General features: G+C 67.3%; 22 protein-coding genes. 3 read left to right on the top strand and 19 right to left on the bottom strand.

Annotated features, from left to right (window positions below; all coding sequences use genetic code 11):
* Positions 1–66: 66 nt before the first annotated feature.
* From nuoF to HBE64_RS17485, 18 genes are all read right to left on the bottom strand, one after another.
* Positions 67–1,380, bottom strand: coding sequence for an NADH-quinone oxidoreductase subunit NuoF (nuoF, locus tag HBE64_RS17565; protein WP_167104875.1), 1,314 nt, complete (start codon positions 1,378–1,380; stop codon positions 67–69).
* Entirely contained in the window at positions 1,377–2,087 is a 711-nt protein-coding gene (nuoE, locus tag HBE64_RS17560; protein WP_167104871.1) for an NADH-quinone oxidoreductase subunit NuoE, read from the bottom strand. The genes nuoF and nuoE overlap by 4 nt, the downstream gene beginning before the upstream one ends.
* Positions 2,088–2,094: 7 nt before the next feature.
* Positions 2,095–3,405, bottom strand: a complete 1,311-nt coding sequence (gene nuoD / locus HBE64_RS17555) for an NADH dehydrogenase (quinone) subunit D (RefSeq protein ID WP_167104869.1) — start codon at positions 3,403–3,405, stop codon at positions 2,095–2,097.
* On the bottom strand, positions 3,405–4,031 hold the full coding sequence (locus HBE64_RS17550; protein ID WP_243841678.1) for an NADH-quinone oxidoreductase subunit C: 627 nt from the start codon (positions 4,029–4,031) through the stop codon (positions 3,405–3,407). The genes nuoD and HBE64_RS17550 overlap by 1 nt, the downstream gene beginning before the upstream one ends.
* Before the next feature lie 62 nt (positions 4,032–4,093).
* Positions 4,094–4,648, bottom strand: coding sequence for an NADH-quinone oxidoreductase subunit B family protein (locus tag HBE64_RS17545; protein WP_167104862.1), 555 nt, complete (start codon positions 4,646–4,648; stop codon positions 4,094–4,096).
* The gene (locus HBE64_RS17540; RefSeq protein ID WP_167104859.1) at positions 4,639–4,998 is read right to left on the bottom strand and encodes an NADH-quinone oxidoreductase subunit A; all 360 of its coding nucleotides are present in this window, start codon (positions 4,996–4,998) and stop codon (positions 4,639–4,641) included. Before HBE64_RS17540 ends, HBE64_RS17545 begins: the two co-directional genes overlap by 10 nt.
* 162 nt (positions 4,999–5,160) lie before the next feature.
* Positions 5,161–5,565 (bottom strand): response regulator transcription factor, encoded by a 405-nt coding sequence (locus HBE64_RS17535; RefSeq protein ID WP_167104856.1) that lies wholly within the window; start codon positions 5,563–5,565, stop codon positions 5,161–5,163.
* A gap of 48 nt (positions 5,566–5,613) precedes the next feature.
* Positions 5,614–6,135 carry a YceI family protein gene (locus tag HBE64_RS17530; protein ID WP_167104853.1) on the bottom strand — a complete coding sequence of 174 codons (522 nt, stop codon included), beginning with the start codon at positions 6,133–6,135 and terminating at the stop codon, positions 5,614–5,616.
* Positions 6,136–6,151: 16 nt separating this feature from the next.
* Positions 6,152–6,532 (bottom strand): nuclear transport factor 2 family protein, encoded by a 381-nt coding sequence (locus tag HBE64_RS17525; protein ID WP_167104850.1) that lies wholly within the window; start codon positions 6,530–6,532, stop codon positions 6,152–6,154.
* Positions 6,529–6,882, bottom strand: coding sequence for a DUF6285 domain-containing protein (locus HBE64_RS24775; protein WP_243841364.1), 354 nt, complete (start codon positions 6,880–6,882; stop codon positions 6,529–6,531). Before HBE64_RS24775 ends, HBE64_RS17525 begins: the two co-directional genes overlap by 4 nt.
* Entirely contained in the window at positions 6,879–7,850 is a 972-nt protein-coding gene (locus tag HBE64_RS17520) for a phosphotransferase family protein (RefSeq protein ID WP_243841363.1), read from the bottom strand. The genes HBE64_RS24775 and HBE64_RS17520 overlap by 4 nt, the downstream gene beginning before the upstream one ends.
* 1 nt (position 7,851) lies before the next feature.
* Positions 7,852–9,096 (bottom strand): acyl-CoA dehydrogenase family protein, encoded by a 1,245-nt coding sequence (locus tag HBE64_RS17515; RefSeq protein WP_167104847.1) that lies wholly within the window; start codon positions 9,094–9,096, stop codon positions 7,852–7,854.
* 20 nt (positions 9,097–9,116) lie between these two features.
* Positions 9,117–9,776: a TetR/AcrR family transcriptional regulator gene (locus HBE64_RS17510; RefSeq protein WP_167104844.1), complete on the bottom strand. Its 660-nt coding sequence runs from the start codon at positions 9,774–9,776 to the stop codon at positions 9,117–9,119.
* Positions 9,755–10,120 carry an RNA-binding S4 domain-containing protein gene (locus HBE64_RS17505; protein WP_167104841.1) on the bottom strand — a complete coding sequence of 122 codons (366 nt, stop codon included), beginning with the start codon at positions 10,118–10,120 and terminating at the stop codon, positions 9,755–9,757. Before HBE64_RS17505 ends, HBE64_RS17510 begins: the two co-directional genes overlap by 22 nt.
* Before the next feature lie 2 nt (positions 10,121–10,122).
* Positions 10,123–11,028 (bottom strand): hydroxymethylglutaryl-CoA lyase, encoded by a 906-nt coding sequence (locus HBE64_RS17500; RefSeq protein WP_167104838.1) that lies wholly within the window; start codon positions 11,026–11,028, stop codon positions 10,123–10,125.
* Positions 11,025–12,266 (bottom strand): CaiB/BaiF CoA-transferase family protein, encoded by a 1,242-nt coding sequence (locus HBE64_RS17495; RefSeq protein ID WP_167104835.1) that lies wholly within the window; start codon positions 12,264–12,266, stop codon positions 11,025–11,027. Before HBE64_RS17495 ends, HBE64_RS17500 begins: the two co-directional genes overlap by 4 nt.
* Positions 12,267–13,451 (bottom strand): alpha/beta fold hydrolase, encoded by a 1,185-nt coding sequence (locus HBE64_RS17490; RefSeq protein ID WP_167104831.1) that lies wholly within the window; start codon positions 13,449–13,451, stop codon positions 12,267–12,269.
* Positions 13,451–14,590 (bottom strand): homogentisate 1,2-dioxygenase, encoded by a 1,140-nt coding sequence (locus tag HBE64_RS17485; protein WP_167104828.1) that lies wholly within the window; start codon positions 14,588–14,590, stop codon positions 13,451–13,453. Before HBE64_RS17485 ends, HBE64_RS17490 begins: the two co-directional genes overlap by 1 nt.
* A 192-nt stretch (positions 14,591–14,782) precedes the next feature.
* On the opposite strand from HBE64_RS17485, the gene HBE64_RS17480 reads away from it, so the two are divergent.
* The 3 genes from HBE64_RS17480 (at position 14,783) to HBE64_RS17470 (ending at position 19,033) form a co-directional block, all read left to right on the top strand.
* Entirely contained in the window at positions 14,783–15,766 is a 984-nt protein-coding gene (locus HBE64_RS17480) for an esterase family protein (protein ID WP_167104825.1), read from the top strand.
* Positions 15,767–15,936: 170 nt separating this feature from the next.
* The gene (locus tag HBE64_RS17475) at positions 15,937–18,150 is read left to right on the top strand and encodes a molybdopterin-dependent oxidoreductase (protein WP_167109361.1); all 2,214 of its coding nucleotides are present in this window, start codon (positions 15,937–15,939) and stop codon (positions 18,148–18,150) included.
* Positions 18,151–18,178: 28 nt separating this feature from the next.
* Positions 18,179–19,033, top strand: a complete 855-nt coding sequence (locus HBE64_RS17470) for an oxidoreductase (RefSeq protein WP_167104822.1) — start codon at positions 18,179–18,181, stop codon at positions 19,031–19,033.
* On the opposite strand, the gene HBE64_RS17465 is transcribed toward HBE64_RS17470, so the two are convergent.
* Positions 19,034–20,248: an acyl-CoA dehydrogenase family protein gene (locus HBE64_RS17465; protein WP_167104819.1), complete on the bottom strand. Its 1,215-nt coding sequence runs from the start codon at positions 20,246–20,248 to the stop codon at positions 19,034–19,036.
* Between the last annotated feature and the right edge of the window lie 2 nt (positions 20,249–20,250).

Genomic DNA, 20,250 nt, shown 5'->3' with positions numbered 1-20,250 from the left:
CAGGCGCAAAATCGCATAAATCGACCGCGGTGAGTGCGATTTTGGGCCTGTTCGCCGCGAACTGCGTCACGCTCCCACCCCTTCCGGTGCGGCCAGCATCGAGGCGTACGGGTCGAACGGGCAGCTGCCGTCCAGGTGCGACTCGTACTCCTCGCGGAAGTACTTGATCGAGGAGATGATGGGGGAGGCCGCGCCGTCACCCAACGCGCAGAACGACTTTCCAAAAATGGTGTCGGAGATGTCGAGCAGCTTGTCGATATCCTCGGCGGTTCCCCGGCCGGTCTCCAGGCGCTCGTAGATCTGGCTGAGCCAGTAGGTGCCCTCCCGGCACGGCGTGCACTTACCGCACGACTCGTGGGCATAGAACTGCGTCCACCGGCGCGCCGCGCGCACCACACAGGTCGTCTCGTCGAAGATCTGCAGCGCCTTGGTGCCCAGCATCGACCCGACCGAGGCCATACCCTCGTAATCCAGTGGCACGTCGAGGTGTTCGGCGGTCAGCAGGGGAGTCGACGAACCACCCGGGGTCCAGAACTTCAACTCGTGCCCGGCGCGGACACCGCCCGCATAGTCGAGCAGCTCGCGCAGCGTGATACCCAGCGGCGCCTCGTACTGGCCTGGGCGAGTGACATGTCCGGACAGCGAGTACAGCGTGAAGCCGGGTGACTTCTCCGTCCCCATCGACTTGAACCAGTCGACCCCGCGCTGCAGGATCGGCGGGACGCTGGCGATCGACTCGACATTGTTGACGACGGTGGGGCAGGCGTAAAGGCCGGCGACCGCGGGGAACGGCGGACGCAGCCGGGGCTGACCGCGACGGCCCTCCAGCGAGTCCAGCAGCGCCGTTTCCTCACCACAAATGTAGGCGCCGGCGCCGGCGTGCACGATCAGGTCGAGGTCGAATCCCGAGCCCAGGATGTCGGTGCCGAGGTAGCCGGCCGCATAGGCCTCGGCGACGGCGTTCTGCAGGCGGCGCAGCACCGGCACTACCTCACCGCGCACGTAGATGAACGCATGCCGGGCGCGGATCGCATACGCCGCGATGATCGCCCCCTCCACCAGGAAGTGCGGAGTGGTGAACAGCAGCGGAATGTCTTTGCAGGTACCGGGTTCGGACTCGTCGGCGTTGATCACCAGGTACTTCGGCTTGGCGCCGGCGCCGGTGGCCTCCTGAGGGATGAACGACCACTTCGTCCCGGTCGGAAAACCCGCACCGCCGCGCCCGCGCAGCCCGGATTCCTTGACGGTCGTGATGACGTCGTCGGGTTTCATGCCCAGCGCGGTGCGCAGCGCCTGGTAGCCGTCATGGCGAAGGTAGGTGTCCAGGGTCCACGGTTCGGGTTCGTCCCAGAACCGGCTCAGCACCGGCGTGAGAGTCATTGGGCGCCGTCCTCACCCAACGCCCGGGCCACCCGCAGGCCGGCCAGCGAGGCATCACCGGGCAGGCTGGTGTCGACGACATCGGGGCCGACGCCGGCAAGCGTGCGGGCGGTCTGACGGAACGTGCACAGCGGGGCACCGCGGGTGGGGGTGACGGCCTGGCCGTCGCGCAGGGTCTGCACGAGTTCGCGGGCACTCGAGGGGGTCTGGTTGTCGAAGAATTCCCAGTTGACCATCACCACCGGGGCGTAGTCGCAGGCGGCGTTGCACTCGATGTGCTCGAGCGTGATCCGCCCGTCGGCGGTGGTCTGGCCCGGGTGGACCGCCAGCTCGGTTTCGAGAGCCTCGAGGATGGCGTCCCCACCCATGATCGCGCACAGCGTGTTGGTGCATACGCCGACCAGATACTCGCCGGTCGGTGTGCGCCGGTACATCGAATAGAACGTCGCCACCGCCGTCACCTCGGCATCGGTCAGCCCTAACTGATTGGCGCAGAACGCGATCCCGGCCTTCGTCAGGTAGCCGTCCTCGGCCTGCACCAGATGCAGCAGCGGCAGCAGCGCTGAGCGTGGCTGCGGGTAGCGTCCGACAATGGTCGCCGCGTCGGCGGCCAGGCGTTCCACCACGTCGGCCGGGTAGGCGTCCCGCCCACCGACCGGCGGCCCCGGTTCATCGGGCCGCGGACCTAACGTGAGTTCAATTGTCATCGGGCTCTCACCTATCCACGCCACCCATCACCGGATCGATCGAGGCGACCGACGCGATCACGTCGGCGACCATGCCGCCCTCGCACATCGCCGCCACCGCTTGCAGATTCGTGAACGACGGATCCCGGTAGTGCACCCGGTAGGGGCGGGTGCCGCCGTCGGACACCATGTGCACGCCGAGTTCGCCGCGGGGCGACTCGACCGGGATGTAGACCTGACCCGCCGGCACCCGGAAGCCCTCCGTGACGAGCTTGAAGTGGTGAATCAGCCCCTCCATCGAGGTGCCCATGATCTTGGCGATGTGCTCCGGGGAGTTCCCCAGCCCGTCGGGGCCGAGCTTGAGGTCGGCCGGCCACGCGAGCTTCTTGTCGGTGATCATCACCGGGCCCGGCTCGAGCCGCTCCAGGCACTGGCGCACGATCTTCACCGACTCGTACATCTCCTTGACCCGGATCAGATACCGCCCGTAGCAGTCCGCAGTGGTGTCGGTGATGACGTCGAAGTCGTAAGTCTCGTAACCGCAATACGGTTGGCTCTTACGCAGATCGTGCGGCAGGCCGGTGGAGCGCAGCACCGGCCCGGTGATGCCCAAGGCCATGCAGCCGGTCAGATCCAGATAGCCGATGCCCTGGGTGCGGGCCTTCCAGATGTAGCTCTCGGTCAACAGGTTGCCGAGTTCGTCGAGGTGCCCGGGCAGCACACGCAGTAGTTCCTCGAGCCGCGCCGGGCCGTCCTCGGGCAGATCGGCGGCCACCCCGCCGGGGCGGATGTAGGCGTTGTTCATCCGCAGCCCGGTGACGGCCTCGAAGAACGACAGGATCAGGTCGCGGTCGCGGAAGCCGAAGAACATCGGTGACATCGCACCCAGTTCCATCCCGCCGGTGGCCAGCGCCACCAGGTGCGAGGAGATCCGGTTCAGCTCCATCAGCATCACCCGGATCACCGAGGCCCGCTCCGGGATATCGTCGGTGATCCCCAGAAGTCGTTCCACACCAAGGCAATACGCGGTCTCGTTGAAGAACGGCGACAGGTAGTCCATCCGGGTCACGAACGTCACGCCCTGCGTCCAGTTGCGGTACTCGAGGTTCTTCTCGATTCCGGTGTGCAGATAGCCGATGCCGCAACGGGCTTCGGTGACCGTCTCGCCCTCGATCTCCAGGATCAGCCGCAGCACACCGTGGGTCGAGGGGTGCTGGGGACCCATGTTGACCACGATCCGTTCGCCGACCTCACCCTGGCGGGCGGCGGCCACCAACTCGTCCCAGTCCTGTCCACCCAGGACGACCACGCCATCCTCGTCGTCGATATGTGTGCTCATCAGTGATACGACCTGCGCTCGTCCGGTGGGGGGATCTGGGCGCCGTGATACTCCACCGGTATTCCGCCCAGCGGGTAGTCCTTCCGCTGCGGGTGGCCCGCCCAGTCGTCGGGCATCTCGATGCGGGTCAGCCCGGGATGGCCGTCGAAGATGATGCCGAAGAAGTCGTAGGTCTCCCGCTCGTGCCAGTCGCAGGTCGGATACACCGAAAACAACGACGGGATATGGGGATCGGCGTCCGGGCAGGCCACCTCCAGCTGGACCCGCCGGTTGTGGGTGATCGACAACAGCGGGTAGAACGCGCGCAGTTCCCGGCCCGAATCGTCGGGGTAGTGCACCCCCGAGACCCCGCAAGACAATTCGAAGCGCAGCGCCTCGTCGTCGCGCAACGCCGACGCCACCGCGGGCAGGTGGTCGCGGGCGATGTCGAGGGTCAGCTGGTCGCGGAACACCACCACCCGTTGGACGGCGGCGGCGAACAATTCGGCTCCCAGGACCTCGGCGAGCCGGTCGACGAGCTCGTCGAAGTAGCCGCCGTAGGGGCGCGGTGTGCTGCCGGGCAGGGCGACCTCGCGCACCAGGCGGCCGTAACCGGAGGTGTCGCCGCTGCCGTTGATACCGAACATGCCCCGGCGCACGCCGATGACTTCACCGGGCCCGCTGGGCCCGATCCTCTCGTCGCCCTCGCTCACCGCAGCAGGCCCTTGAGTTCGATGGTGGGCTTGGCCGACAGGGCAGCCTGCTCGGCGGCCGCCACCACCTCGTCGCGGTGCACGCCCAGCGGCATCTCGGCGATCTTGGCGTGCAGCGTCAGGATCGCGTGTAGCAGCATCTCCGGCCGCGGCGGGCAGCCCGGCAGGTAGATGTCGACCGGCACGATGTGGTCGACGCCCTGCACCACCGCGTAGTTGTTGAACATTCCGCCGCTGGAGGCGCATACGCCCATCGCCAGGACCCATTTGGGTTCGGCCATCTGGTCGTAGACCTGCCGCAGGACCGGACCCATCTTCTGGCTCACCCGGCCCGCGACGATCATCAGGTCGGCCTGCCGCGGGGTAGCCGAGAAGCGTTCCATCCCGAACCGGGCGATGTCGAAGCGCGGCCCGGCCGTCGCCATCATCTCGATGGCGCAGCACGCCAGCCCGAACGTCGCCGGCCACAGCGACCCTTTCCGGACGAACCCGGCGACCTTCTCGACTGTGGACAGCAGGATGCCGCCCGGCAGCTGCTCTTCTAGTCCCATTCCAGACCGCCTCGCCGCCACACGTACCCGTAGGCCACGAACACCGTGGCCATGAAGATCAGCATCTCCACCAGCGCGAAAGTGCCGAGTTGGTCGAACGCGACCGCCCACGGGTAGAGGAAGACGATCTCGATGTCGAAGACGATGAACAACATCGCGGTCAGGTAGTACTTGATGGGAAAGCGCTGGCCGATCGCCCCGCCGGCGACCGGCTCGATACCGCACTCATAGGCCTCGAGCTTGGCTCGGTTGTACCGCCGCGGGCCGATAACCAGGGCGATGACCACAGACACCACCGCAAAACCCGCCGCAATGGCTGCCAGCACCAAGATGGGTGTGTAGAGACTCATACCGCGATGCCACTCCTCGCTTGGGCTTGTCGATGTGAGCTATGACACAGCCTAGCGATCTTGTGACGTGGGCCGACGGGTTTTCGTTAGAGTCGCTCCAAGAACTGGGCGCTGCCCGCCTCGAAATGAGAGGGCAAGAGCGACAGTCTAATTGGCGTTTGGCTACTGAACCGGCGCGCGCAACAGCCCCACCACGGCCTCGCCCAGCCGGATCGGGTCGATCGGGTGCGGTACCGCAGCCTCGGCCCGCGACCAGTTGGCCAGCCAGGCATCGTCGGGCCGGCCGGTCAGCACCAGCACCGGCGGGCAGTCGTCGATCTCGTCCTTGAGCTGCTTGGCGATGCCCAGGCCGCCGACCGGGGCGGACTCGCCGTCGAGGATCACCAAGTCGAATCCGCCGCGGTCCATCAGCTGGATCACCATGGGCCCGGTGGCGACGTCGGTGTAGGTCAGCTCCGGCAGTTCCGGATGCACCCGCTTGCCCAGCGCCAGCCGAACCTGCTCGCGGGTACGCGCATTGCTGCTGTACACCAGGATGTGGATGGGCTGCGCGCCGGAGCCAGACACGCCGCCGATGCTACTGCGAAAATCCCTGCCCGGTCTGCGGTTTAGCGGTCACCCTTTGGTGAAGACGAGATCGGCCGACAGCGTGGTGGTGGTCGGCAGCATGCCCAGCGGGTTGCCGCCGACACCGAAGCGCCTCCGGTCGACGGCGGTTCGCGTCGACACCCGCACAGTGTCGTCGCCGAGTCGCTCGATGGTGGCGGGCAGCGTCAGGGTTTCGGTCGTACCCCGCACCGTGAGGTCGGCGCGCAGGTCGGCGCTGCGCTCACCGGTGGGCTCGGCCGCGGTGACGACGACGGTGATGTCGGGATGCGCGCCGGCAGCGAAGAAGTCGTCCGCACGCAGATGCTCGTCACGTTTGCCGATCCCCGTTTTCAGCGACGCCACCCGGATGACGATCCGGCCGGACACCGCGCCGTTCGCGCCAATCTCACCGTGCCCGCTCACGTCGGTGAATTCGCCGTTCACCGGCACCAGGCCCCACAGGGTCTTGTTGGTGAACCGCACGGCGGACCTCGTGGGCGCCAGCGTCCACGTCCCGGGGCTCTCGATCAGCCCTTGTAGCACCGTCATGTGGTCTCCTCGCAGCTCAGCGCAACAGCGGGTCCAGTTCGGCGGGATCGAGGTATTCGTCGATGCGCCGGATCAGGCCGTCCTCGGTCAACTTCACCACCAGACACACCCGCAGCGCCACACTTTCACCGCTCCGGGTGCTGGCGTGCAGGATGTGCTGCTGGACGAAGCCGGTATCGAAGGCCTCGCGGTCGAGGACTTCGTAGCGCCGCGCGGTGGTGGCGCCGACGAACCACTCGATGACGCCCAGGGCCCGCGGCTTGTCGCGTTCGCGTCCACCGCCCTGGCGCCACACGACCACGTCGTCGGACCACAATGCGGTCAGGGTGGGGATGTCACCGTTCTCGATGGCGGCGAACAACCGGTCGGCGACGTCGAGGATCTCGGTTCGGGTCATGGCGCTCCTGTGTCGGGCCTGTCATAGCCGGGATGGGCGATGTTCAGGCGATGACGCACCAGAGCCCGCAGACACGGCACGACGTCCTCGGCGCGGTCGTCGAGGTCGCCGGCGCGGATCGCGGCCGCCAATGCGTCCTCGTCGGGGTAGCCGAGCGCGGCCAGGGCCGACAATGGCTCGGCTGCGCTGCGGTCGAGTAGTTCGCGTTCGACCGTGCGCAGCACATTGACCGCAACCAGCGCATGGAAATTGACTGACCCGCTGGTGTTTGCGCGGACGTCGCCTTCGAGGAACTCTGCCACGGCCGCGACGAGTTCGGCCGCGGTCGGCCGCCCGTTGAGCCCGCTCATGACACACCCTCCAGCAGATCGAGCACATCCCACTCGGTCTCGCAGACCCGCCTGCCGATCGCGGCCAGTTCCACCGAGCGGCTCTGGCCCGACAGGTGACGTTCGGCCTGGAATCGGCAGATCACCCCCCAGCGCAGCGTCGCCAGCACCAGCCACCAGCGCAGCGCCTCCCGGTCGATGGGCGCGCCGCCGGCCTGCTGGTAGGCCGAGACGAACTCGTCGATACTTCCCAGGCCGCCTGCCGCGCGGCTCGCGGGTGCGCCGAATCGCCAGGCTCGGATGCAGAACCAGGCCAGATCCTCGTAGATCTCGCCGATGTGCACCAGCTCCCAGTCCAGCACCGCGGCCAGATTCGAGCCGTCCACGATGAGGTTGCCCATCCGGAAGTCGCCGTGCACCAGAACCGAGGCGGAGCGCGGTGGCCGGTTGGCGGCCAGCCACCGGAAGGCCCACTCGAATGTGGCTGTGGTGTCGCCCATTTCGTCGAGGCGCTGATGCCATTCGCCGAGCTGCTCCTGCTCGGCGAGATCGGGTGCGTCGATGCGGGCGCGGTGAATGGCGGCCAGGGCTGCCGCGCATTGCCGCAACAAGCTTGCGCGGCCGTCGTCGTCGAGGATGCGCTGGATACGCCGGACTATCGTCTCGCCGGCGATCTCGTCGCAGATCAGAAACGGATTGCCCAGTGCTGCAGCCGAATTGGACGCGGCGATGATGGTGGGCACCGGTGCCCCGGTCTCGGCGGCCGCGGCCTGCACCGCCGCCTCGAGTTCCATGCCGGCGTGGACGTCGTCGGGTGGGCCGGTGCGCAGGATCAGCGCGCGCCGCGCCGATCCGGTCAGGGCCTCGAAGGCCCACGTGGTGCGGCTGGCCCCGCCGGTCAGCGCCCGCAGGTTCGCCACCTCAGTGGTGTCGCCGAGTAGTGGGCGCAGCACTGCGGTGAGGTCGGCGGCGAGTTGTTCGGCTGCCACGTCAGCGGGCCGGCTTTCCGAACTTGAACATCCGCTGGGCCACCCGGCGGATCTGAATCTCCTCGGCGCCCTCGGTGATCCGGTAGCGGCGGTGGTGCCGGTAGATGTGCTCGAACGGTTCATGGCGGCTGTAGCCGACGCCGCCGTGCACCTGCATGGCCCGGTCGGCGGCCTCGCACACCAGCCGGTTGGCCCGGTAGTTGGCCATCGACACCTTGTCGGAGACCTCGAGATGGTGATTGCGGTCCAGCTCCCACGCGGCGTAATACACCAGCAGCCGCACCATCTGCGCCTCGGTCTGCAGCTCCACCAGCGGCCACTGGATGGCCTGGTTCACCGACAGCGGCTTGCCGAAGGTGACACGCTGCCCGGCGTACTCCACCGCCCGGTCGATGCAGTACTGCGCGGCACCCAGGCTGCTCGCGGCCTGACGAATCCTGTTCTCGTGCAGGAACGTCTGGGCCACTTCCAGCCCGTGGTCGAGCTGGCCGAGCACCGCGTCGGCGGGCACCCGCACGTCATGCAGTTCCACCTCGGCGTGGTCGCTGGGCATGTTGAAGGTCCACCAGTAGTAGGGCACCTCGAATCCCTTGGTGTCGCAGGGGACCAGGAACGCGGTGATGCCGCGGGCCTGGCCCGGCTCGCCGGAGGTGCGGGCGAACACCAGATCGTGGGTGGCGCGGTGCACACCGGTGTTCCAGCGTTTGGTGCCGTTGATCACCCAGTCCTGGCCGTCGCGTTCGGCACGCGTCTCCAGCCAGGTGGCATCGGAACCGTGGTCGGGTTCGGTCAGCCCGAACGCCATCGACCGCTTGCCGGTCAGCATGGCTTCGATCCAGTCCTTCTTCTGATCGTCGGTGCCGAACCGATCCATCATGATGACCTGGGGGAAGTTGCCGACAATGGACGACTCGTCCTGGAGGTCGTTGTGCAGCCCGAGACCCTTGTGGGCCAAGTGTTCCCGGATGACGGCCATATCGAGGTTGCTGCCGTCTCGGCCACCGAACTTCGAGGGCAGGCCGTAGCGCAGCCAGCCGGCCGCATCGGCGCGGCGGCGCATCTCGTCGAGCAGATCTTCCCATTCCCGCCGCGGGATACCGCCGTTGTCGACGTCGGTCCTGGCGAACTCGCGGCGCCGGTCGAAGTACTGCATGTGCTCACGTTCGAGCGGTTTGATCTCGGCCTCGATGAAAGCGTCCATCTCGGCGAGAAGTGGTGGAAGGTGTTCGGGCAGCGTGAAATCCACGATGATCTCCTTGCTTTCTTCTAGAAGCCGTACAGGGTCTTCTTCCAAATGGTGGACAGGGTGGTGATGGCCTCGGCATCGGCGAGTCGGACCCCGAGGCCGGTGGTGTCGGGACGCAGGCACACCGTGGTGAACTGTTCGAAGAGCAGCGCGATCGCCAGCCCGGTGTGCTCGGCGTTGATCCCACCGGCGTGGCCCTGCTCCTGGGCGCGCAGCACCGACGCGGCGATGATGTCGATGCCGAAGCGGCGGAACTGGTTCTGCAACGCGGCGAAGCGTGGCTGGGTGGCGGCGAGTTGGTCCACGGCCACCATGATGCCGATGTTGGCCTTGAACATCTCCCAGTACGCGCTCACCACCGTGTGAAAGAAGCCGTCGTCCTGGGGTGACTCGGGCAGGTGCACCCGTAGCCCGGACGGCAGCACCACGTCACGCAGGAACTCCTCGGCAAGGGCGGCCAGCAAGTCCTCTTTGTCGGCGAAGTAGCGGTAGAACGCCGCAGGCGACTTGCCAGCCGCGGAGGTGATGTCCGACAGGGTGGTGCCGTGGAAGCCTCGCTCGGCGAACAGTTTTCGGGAGGCGTCTTCGATGGCCTGCTGGGTCTGGCGCCCTTTTGTGCTCAGCGTTCGCGGGGGCGACGGGTTCCTCGTCGGCCCTGTCACCGCAGGCTCGCGCGCCATTTGTCCAGAATTCGGCGTTCGCGCTTGGTCGGCCGGCCGGCACCGCGGTCGCGGGCGGCCACCGGCACGGCCGACGCCGGTGGCGGCGGGGGGGTGCGGTCGAGATAACACGTCACGGCGTCCGCCGCCCCGACCCGTTTCTGAATGACTCGCTGCACGATGACGGTCCGGGTAGTGCTGCCGATCAGGGCACGCACCTCGTCGCCGGGGGACACCATGGTCGACGGCTTGGCCAGCCGGTCGTTGATGCGGACATGTCCGCCCCGGCACGCGGCGGCGGCGTCGGGCCGGGTCTTGGCCAGCCGCACTGACCACAGCCAGCGGTCCACCCGGGTCGAGTCCATCCTCAGTCGAGGATCCGGTCACCGGCGCGCAGCAGTGCGCTGGGCAACTCGTGTCCGACGACGGATTGTGCGACGCGGGCGGCGTCGATGGCCGCGGCCAGGTCGACACCGGTGTCGATCCTGCTGTCACGCAACAGGTAGGCGAGGTCTTCGGTGGCGATATTGCCGCTGGCGCCGGGGGCGAACGGGCAGCCGCCCAGGCCGCCGACCGAGGAGTCCAGCCGGCTGACCCCGGCGGCGACCGCGGCGTACGCGCTGGCCAGCCCGGCACCGCGGGTGTTGTGGAAATGCGCGCCCAACGGCAGTTCGCCGATGCGTGGCCGCACCTGGTTCACCAGGGCCGTCACCCGCCCGGGTGTGGTGGTACCGATGGTGTCGGCGATCGCCAGCCGGTCCGCCCCGGAATCGCAAGCGGCGTCGACGATGTCGAGCACCCGCTGCGGCGGGGTCGGCCCGTCGAACGGACAGTCCCACGCGGTCGCGATGATCACCTCGACACTGACCCCCGAGTCGTGGGCGATCGCCACGATGTCGGCGATCTGGGCGGTGGCCTCCGCGCTGGTGCGTCCGACATTGGCCCGGCTGTGCCCGTCAGCCGCCGACACAACGTATTCCACGGACCGCAGGCCTGCGGCGACGGCCCGCGTGGCGCCGTTGGCACTGGCCACCAGGGCCGAGAACTCGATGTCGGGATAGTCACCCAGGTGGGCCGCCAGCTCAGGGGCATCGGCCAGTGCGGGCACCTTCGACGGCGAGACGAACGCGGTGGCTTCGACCTCGCGAACGCCGGTGGCTGCGATCGCGGCCAACAGTTCGAGTTTGGCGCTCAACGGAATCGGCGCCTCGATCTGCAGTCCGTCGCGCAGCGCGACTTCGCGGATCGTGACGTGTGAGGGCAGCGCGGTCACAGCACCCCCTGGAATTCCAGGTCGGCGATATCGGCGGCTTTGAGTCCCAGTAGGTCGCCGTACACCTCGCTGTTGTGCTGGCCGGGCCGGGCGGGTCCGGCGTTGCGCACACTGCCGGGGGTCTCCGACAACACCGGGATGATGCCCGGGCCCAGCACGTTTCGGCCGATGCCCTCGTCGTAGTGCTCGACCAGCATGCCGCGGGCCCGCAGTTGCGGATCGCGCACCACCTCGGCGACGGTGTTGATCGGTCCGCTGATCACACCGGCTTCGCTAAGGGTGTCGATGATGTCGTGCGGCTGACGCTGGGCGGCCCAGTCGCCGATGATCTTGTCCAGTTCGTCCTGATTGCGTCCGCGCGCGACGTGGTCGACGAACCGGTCGTCGGTGGCCAGCTCGGGTTGTCCCATGGCCGCACACAACCGGCGGAAGACGGTGTCCTGATTGGCGGCGATCACCACCCAGCTGCCGTCGGCGCTGCGGTAGATGTTCGACGGCGCAATACCTTCCAGCCGGGTGCCCGACGGCCCGCGCACGATCCCGCCGACGTCGTAGTCCGGGATGGTGGACTCCTGGATGGCCAGGCAGGCCTCGGTGAGGGCGGTGTCGACGACCTGGCCTTCGCCGGTGACGGTGCGCCGGTAGAGCGCGGCCAGTGCGCCCTGCGTGGCGAACATCCCGGCGAGGCTGTCGCCCAGCGACAGGGCCAGGCGCGGCGGGGGGCCGCCGGGGAAGCCGTTCATGTGGCGCAGGCCGCTGGCGGCCTCGGCCACCGACGCGTACCCGGCCTTGTTGGCGTCCGGCCCGGTCTGCCCGTAGCCGGAGACCCGAACCAGGATGATGCCCTTATTGTGTTGGCGCAGAACGTCATAGCCCAGCTCCCACTTCTCCAGGGTGCCGGGGCGGAAGTTCTCGACGATGATGTCGGAGCGCTCGACGAGCTTGAGGAACAGCTCGCGACCGCGGGGCTTGCGCAGATTGAGGGTGACCGATTTCTTGTTGCGCGCGTGCACCGTCCAGAAGAAGTGGTGGCCGTCGACTTCAGCCTGGCCCCAGGTGCGCACCGGATCGGGGGAGCCCGGCGGTTCGATCTTGATGACGTCGGCACCCATGTCGCCGAGCAGCCGCCCGGCGAACGGTCCTGAGATCAGCGTGCCGACCTCGATGACGCGAATGCCGTCGAGTGCGCCGGTGGGTGGCGCGGTGTTTCGGCTCTTGCTCCTGCGCTCAGGTTCCATCTAGTCCGCCTTCGCGAAATCGTGTCGCACCAACCAGTCGGTCACCACGCCGACCGCCCTGGCCAGCGTCTCACGCTGGTCGGGACCGGAGTAGTAGTGGTTGGCACCTTCGATCTCGTGCATCTCCTTGTCCGGATGGCCGATCGCCTCGAACAGCCGCCGGGTGTGGCTGGGCGTGCACGCGTCGTCGGCGAGGTTGCCGATCACCAGGGCGGGCACCGTGATGTCCGCGCCGCACTGCACGCCGTCGCCGTTGGCGTCGTCGTAGCTCCACTGCGACAGCCAGCTGCGTAGCGAACAGAACCGGGCCAGGCCGATCGGGCTCATGTTGACCACGGCGGGATCGCCCAGATAGCAGGTGCCGGGGGTGCGATCGTTGGGGTCAACGGCGGGGTCGAGCCACCGCGGGTCGGCCATGGTGCCATGCACCACGAACGCATATTCGTCGTCGGGCCGGCCGGCGGCCTTGAGCTCGGCCAGTTTGTCCTTGACCCATGTGGTGATACGCCGGTTGCGGTCGATCTGCGCCTGGCGGTAGCGGGCGAGGAACTCGGCGCTGTAGGGCGGCTGGTTGGGGTTGGCGGGGTTGTAGAGGTCGAGTTCGGGATCGCGCTTGGTGGGGTCGGACTCGTCGAGGATCGAGGCGTCGAGCCACTCGGTCAGCGTGCCGTGGCGGCTGATGTGTGCGGCCAGCAGCATGATGCCGTCGGCCGGGATGAGGCCCAGGGTGGTCAGGTCGGGGCCATCACCGGATGGGCTGGCGGTGATGGTCGGGTTCTGCGCCTGCTGCTGGTAGAACATCGACAGCGAGCCGCCGCCGCTCCAGCCGGCCAGCACCACCTTCGAGTAGCCGAGCCGGTTCTTGGCGTCCTTGACCGCCTCGCCGAGATCCTGGACCACCTTCTCCATCAGCAACGCGGAGTCGGTGCCGCGGAAGCGGCTGTTGCAGTAGATGACGTGGTGGCCGGCGCGGGCCAACGCGTTGATCATCGGCAGGTAGGCGCCGCCGCCGATCGGGTGCATGAACACCAAGACGGTATCGGACGGGGTCGCCGGCTTGAGTAGATAGCTTTCCAGCACCACCAGTTCGGCGACTCCGCCGTAGACGTCCCGGACGCCCGAATCATTCTGGTAGGCAATGAGATACGGGATGCGCTCGTAGGCCCGCTTGACCGGTGTGACCATCAGTGTTGCCCCAGATCATTGGCAAGAACTTCCGGAGACGGCGTCAGCCGCTGCCGGGTGTCGATCGCGATCACCTGCCAGTCGACGCTGGTGTAGTCGTCGAACTTGCGCCGGGCACGTTCGCGGGCCTTCTCCGGCGCACCGTGATGCACGCCCTGGGGTGCATGACTGATCAGTCCCGGCGGCATCGGGATTCCGTACAGAGAGCCGCCGTGGAAGAACGCGATCTCGTCGAAATCGACATTGCGGTGATACCAGGGGGTGCGCTCGGTGCCGGGGACGGTCTCGGCCGGTTTGGGCAGGAAGTTGCAGACGTAGACGCCGGTGGCCTGCATGAAGAGGTGAACGGTCGGCGGCAGATGGACGCTGTCGGAGGTGATGACGTTGTAATCGGAGATATTGAAGGTGAACGCGTAGTTGTCCCCGCGCCAGCCTTCGACGTCGATCGGATTGTGCGGATAGATCAGTGTCGTGGTCTCGACGCCGTCGACGGGACGGTGGTAGAGCCGCACCTCGTATACCTCCCGGCCGTCGTCCTCGATGGCTTCCGGTTCGGGAATGACGGCCTGGGACGGGTCGAACGGCCAGTGCCTGCCCAGTGGGCCTGCCGGGGGCACCCGAAACTCGTCGGTGGCCTCGATGATCAGCCAGGTGCTCTCTGAGCTCTTCCCCGAGTCGCGACGCTCCAGCCCACCGGCGCCAGGCAGTTGCCGCCACGTACATGCCTTCGGGATATAGATCCAGTCACCGGTGCGGTAGGAGAGCGGCCCGAACTCGGTTTCCAGGCGCCCGGAGCCCTGGTGGACGAAGCACAGCAGGTCACCGTCGATATAGCGGACGTGGAACGGCATGGCTTCGCTGCGCCGGCTCAGCGAAATCCGGCAGTCGGCGTTGGAGAACAACAGCAGCGGTGCGCCGGTCGCCTCGGTGGCGTCGGCCGGTTTGAGCTCGCTTGCCAGGACATCCACCGGTCGTAGCGGACCTGTGGCGCGAAATTCGGTGGGATCGTTGCGCCGATATATGTTGGCCGTCCGCCCGGTGAACCCACCCCGGCCCAGCTCGTCGTCCTTGAGGCCGTCGAGGTCAGCGTGAACCCGGCGCGGAGTCTTGCCTTTACGCAGGTGGGTGAACGATTCCATGGAATCTCCCGAGGTAGGCGGGGGGGTGTGGGCAGTGAGAAAACTAAAAGTGACTTTAGTTTTTGTTTGATGTGCTGACAAGAGCCGAAACGCGAATGCGCCACGCCGCGGACTTTCACACCCTCGCGACAACGTGTTTTACTCATTCCTGCAGTCCCAACAAGCGGGGTCATAGAAAGCTGGGGTGGATTGGTGAAATCCCTGTTCGACAAGGTGCGCGGTCTCCCGCGTCGATTCGCGATCGCGGCCGTCCTGACGGCGGCGCTTCCGGGCCTGATCGGCCTGGTGGGCGGTTCGGCAACGGCAGGGGCGTTCTCGCGCCCCGGTCTGCCGGTGGAGTACCTGGATGTGCCGTCGGCCGGTATGGGCCACACCATCCGCATTCAGTTCCAGAGCGGTGGCCCGAACTCCCCTGCTGTCTATCTGCTCGACGGCCTTCGCGCTCAGGACGACTACAACGGCTGGGACATCAACACCCAGGCCTTCGAGTGGTACTACCAGTCGGGTCTGTCGATCGTCATGCCCGTCGGTGGGCAGTCCAGCTTCTACGCTGACTGGTACTCGCCGGCCTGCGGCAAGACCGGTTGCCAGACCTATAAGTGGGAGACCTTCCTGACCCAGGAGCTGCCCCAGTGGCTGGCGGCCAACCGTCAGGTCAAGGCCACCGGCAGCGCTGCCGTCGGTCTGTCGATGGCCGGCTCGGCTTCGCTGATCCTGTCGGTCTACCACCCCCAGCAGTTCGTCTATGCCGCGTCGCTGTCGGGCTTCCTGAACCCGTCCGAGGGCTCGTGGCCGTTCCTGATCAACATCTCGATGGGTGATGCCGGCGGCTTCAAGGCCAACGACATGTGGGGACCCACCCAGGATCCGAACAGTGGCTGGTTGCGCAACGACCCGATGGTCCAGATCCCCAAGATCGTCGCCAACGGCACCCGCATCTGGATCTACTGCGGCAACGGCAAGCCCAACGAGCTCGGTGGCGGCGACGTGCCCGCCACGTTCCTGGAGGGCCTGACCATCCGGACCAACATCACCTTCCGCGACAACTACCTCGCGGCCGGTGGTACCAACGGCGTGTTCAACTTCCCGGACAACGGCACGCACAACTGGGCGTACTGGGGCCGTGAACTGCAGGCCATGAAGCCGGATCTGCAGCGCGTTCTCGGCGCCGCCTGAGACACAACTAGTCGGAAGCGGGCCGTCGGCATCTGCCGGCGGCCCGCTTCTGTATGTCGGGCACCGTTGTGAAGCCGAGCGCGCACCCCTAACATGGACAAGTGTCCAGACAACTGTCGGATGAAGTTGCGCAGACCGTACACCGGGTGACCTGCCCGCTGTGCGAGGCCATGTGCGGACTCCGTGTCAGCGTCCGCGACGGGGAGGTCACCGACATCCGCGGCAATCCCGACGACGTCTTCTCCGCTGGACACATCTGCCCGAAGGGCACCGCCCTGGGCCACCTGCATACCGATCCCGACCGGCTGCGCACGCCGATGGTCAAGCAGCCCAACGGAACCCACGTCGCCGTCTCCTGGGACGAGGCGTTCGCCGAATCGGAACGCGTCCTCCGGCCGATTCTCGACACCGACGGCGCCCGGGCGGTGTCGGTCTACGTCGGCAACCCGGTGGCACACAATCTCTCGCTGGCCACCTACATCGGGGCATTGGTCGGGATGGGTGCCGCAGCGGGCATGGGCGCGTACTACTCGCCGGGCACCGTCGACCAATGGCCGCTCAACGTCGTCGGAACACTGCTGTTCGGCGGCATGTGGAATGCGCCGATCCCCGACCTCGAACGCACCGACCACCTCGTCGTGATCGGCGCCAATCCGGCTGCCTCCCAAGGGTCGATGCTCTCTGCCCCCAACGTCGTCGGCCACCTGGCGGCGATCCGCCGCCGGGGCGGTTCGGTGGTCGTGCTCGACCCTCGGCGCACCGAAACCGCCCAACGTGCCTCCGAGTGGGTGCCGATCCGCCCAGGCACCGACGCGCTGGTGTTGTTCGCGATCCTGCGCACCCTGGCCGCCGACGGGTTGCTGCGCGAGCATCCGCATCTGCACGGCAAGGTGCACGGTCTCGACGAGGTAATCGCGCTCGCCGAGCCGTTCACCCCGGAAGCGGTCGCCGGGCCCAGTGGCGTACCCGCTGCGGTCATTCGCAGGCTCGCCCAGGAGCTTGCCGCGGCGTCGAATCCCGTGCTGTACAGCCGGATCGGGGCGTGCACCCAGGAGTTCGGCACGCTGGCCACTTGGCTGGTGTTCGTCCTCAACACCGCACTCGGCGCCGTCGACCGGCTCGGGGGAGCGGTCTTCCCGGTGCCCGCGGTGTACTCGCCGATGTTCATGAAGCCGCCCGACCAGACCGGAGCGCGCTGGGAGTTCGGCAGGTTCGCTTCGCGGGTGCGCGGTGTCGGTGAAGTGTTGGGGCAGTACCCGGTGAGCTGCCTGGCCGAGGAGATCACGACGCCGGGCGATGGCCGCATCCGAGGGCTGATCACGGTCGCAGGCAACCCGGCCGTCTCGGCCCCGGCCGCCGGCCGCATCGACGAAGCGCTGGGATCCCTGGACGCGCTTGTCTGCGTGGACAATTGGCTTAACGAGACCACCCGCCACGCGCACGTCATCTTCCCGGGTCTGTCTCCGCTGGAACGCCCGCACGCCGACGACCTGTACTGGATGTACGCGCTGTCGTCGTGCCTGAAGTGGTCCGAGCCGGTGTTCGCCACCGAACCCGCGAGGCCGGCGGAGTGGGAGGTGCTGCTGCGGCTGGCCGGCGCACTGCTGGGCACGCCGGTGCCCGAGGTCGACGTGGCGGCGATGGATGAGCTCTATACCGGGGGATTGGTTGCGACCCTGTGCACGCAGCCCGGCACACCGTTGACGGGCCGTGACCCCAACGAGGTGATGGCAATCCTGAAAGGGCAAGGACCGGAACGGATTTACGACCTCTACGTGCGCAGCGGACCGTGGGGTGACGGCCTGGGAACCAACCCTGGCGGCCTGACCCTGGACGTGCTGCGCTCTCACCCCGACGGTCTGCGTCTCGGTGAACTCGAGGCCGGCCGGCTGGACGCCGCAGTGAGCACACCGTCGGGCGCCGTCGAACTGGTGCATGATCTCTTCGTCGACGACGTACCCCGGCTGCGTGCCCGACTCGACCGGGCCGACGAGACCCTGGTGCTGACCAGCCGGCGGCATCTGCGATCCAACAACTCCTGGCTACATAATGTGCCGTCACTGATGCGGGGGCGCGAGCGGTGCACGCTGCTGATCCATCCGGACGACGCGGGTCGGATCGGGCTGAGCGACGGTGACCCTGCCGAAGTCAGCACCTCGGAGGGCAAAGTCTCGGTACCTGTCGAGGTCAGCGACGAGATGATGCCCGGCGTGGTGTCCCTGCCGCACGGATGGGGTCACGCCCAGCCGGGCAGCCGCCTGAGCGTGGCCAACGCCCATCCCGGCGTGAACTCGAACCTGCTCAATCCGCCGGACCTCCTCGACGTCCCGAGCAACACCCAGGTCGTCAACGGTGTGCCGTGTGAGGTGCGGGCTCTCGGCTGAGCCAGAGCAGCGGCCTACGCTGGTTGTCATGCCACGCTTTCCGCTCGCGGGTTTCGATGTTCACCGGGTCGGGTTCGGCGCCATGCAGCTGCCAGGACCCGGAGTCTTCGGTCCGCCCAAAGACCGCGACCAGGCGCTGGCGGTGCTGCGCCGCGCGGTCGACTCCGGCGTCGACCACATCGACACCGCGCAGTTCTACGGACCAGACGTCGCCAACGAACTGATCCGCGAAGCGCTACACCCGTACCCGGACAACCTGGCCCTGGTCAGCAAGGTGGGGGCGCGCCGCGACGAAGTCGGTGACTGGCTGCCCGACGCCGAGCCGCACCGGCTGCGCGCCGGGATCGAGGACAACCTGCGCAGCCTGGGCGTCGACCACCTTGCCGCGGTCAACCTGCGGGTCCTCGGTGAGGACGAACCCAGCCAGCTGTTCACCGATCAGATCGGCGCTATGATGCAGGCCCGCGACGACGGGCTGATCGGCGGGATCGGGCCGAGCAACGTCAGCTACGAACAGCTGCTACACGCACTGGAGATCACCGAGATCGCTTGTGTGCAAAACCCGTTCAACCTCGTCGACCGCTCGTCACAGTCCGTGCTCGACGAGTGCATCGCACGCGATATCGCGTTCGTGCCGTTCTTCCCGCTCGGCTCGGCGTTCCATGAGGTCAATCCGGTGCTGAGCCACCCGCTCGTGACGGAAGCCGCACACCGGCTTGGCTACACCCCGGCCCAGATCGCCCTGGCCTGGACGTTGAGCGTCGCCGACAACGTCCTGCTGATCCCGGGCACCTCGTCACTGAGCCACCTCGAGGAGAACCTCGCCGTGGCCGACATCGAGCTCGATGACCAGACCCGGCACGAGCTCAACGCGGTCGTCTGACTACTTCAGCTCGGTGGACGACATCCCGAGCAGCCTGCGGGCCACCACCAACTGCTGGATCTGCTGGGTGCCCTCGAAGATGTCCAGAATCTTCGAGTCGCGGGCCCACTTCTCCAGCAGTGTCTGCTCGGAATAGCCTGCAGTGCCTGCCAATTCGACGGCCTTGAGGGTGATGTCGCTGGCCACCCGGGCGGCCTTGGCCTTGCCCATCGACGCTTCTTTGGAGTTCGGGATCGAGTTGTCGGCCTGCCACGCCGAACGCACGGTCAGCAGGTAGCCCGCCTCCCAGTCGGCCTCCATCCGCAGGAACTCCGCAGCCGGAGCGCTCTGGGCGTGCGCGGGCTTGTCGTAGGAGATCTCCACACCCGCCTCGGTCAGCAGGGTGCGCAGTTCCTCCAGTGCGGCGCGCGCCACGCCGACCGCCATCGCCGCCACGATCGGGCGGGTGTTGTCGAAGGTCTCCATCACCCCGGCGAAGCCCTTCTCGACCTGGATCTCCGGGCTGCCGAGCAGGTTGTCCTTGGGGATGCGGACGTTCTCGAAGCGGATCGCGGCGGTGTCGGAGGCCTTGATGCCGAGCTTGTGCTCGAGGCGCTCGACGGTGACGCCGGGGTACTCCCGCGGCACGATGAACGACTTGATCGCCGCGCGGCCCTTGGACTTGTCGAGTGTCGCCCACACCACGATGTGGGTGGCGCGCGATCCCGCTGTGACGTAGATCTTTTCGCCGTTGATGACGTACTCGTCACCATCGAGCACGGCGGTGGTCGTCACTGCCGCGGAGTCCGAGCCGAACGAGGGCTCGGTAATGGCCATCGCCGCCCAGACGTTCTTGCCGAGCCGTTCGAGCTGCTCGTCGGTGGCCACTCCCGCGATCGCCGCGTTGCCCAGGCCCTGACGGGGCACCGACAGCAGCAGTGCGATGTCACCCCAGGAGATCTCGAGTGAGTTGAGCAGCGCGGACATGTTGCCGCCGTTGACATTTCCCTTGGGGCCGTCCTCGCTGTCGCGGAACGCGTCGGTGCCGGCGAACGAGATCGTGTTGGCCTCCGAGAGGCCCTCGAACAGCGTGGCCAGCGTGTCGAGCTCGACGGGGTAGGCGTGCTCGTTGAGGTCGTACTTGCGCGAGATCGGGCGAAGCATCTCCGCGGCGGCCTGGTGTGCCTTCTCGATCACGGCTTCCAGCTTGCGCGGCATTTCCAGATTGATTGCCATGA

The sequence above is a fragment of the Mycobacterium sp. DL592 genome (assembly GCF_011694515.1).
Lineage (GTDB): Bacteria > Actinomycetota > Actinomycetes > Mycobacteriales > Mycobacteriaceae > Mycobacterium.
This window is presented reverse-complemented; position numbering and strand designations above follow the sequence as displayed.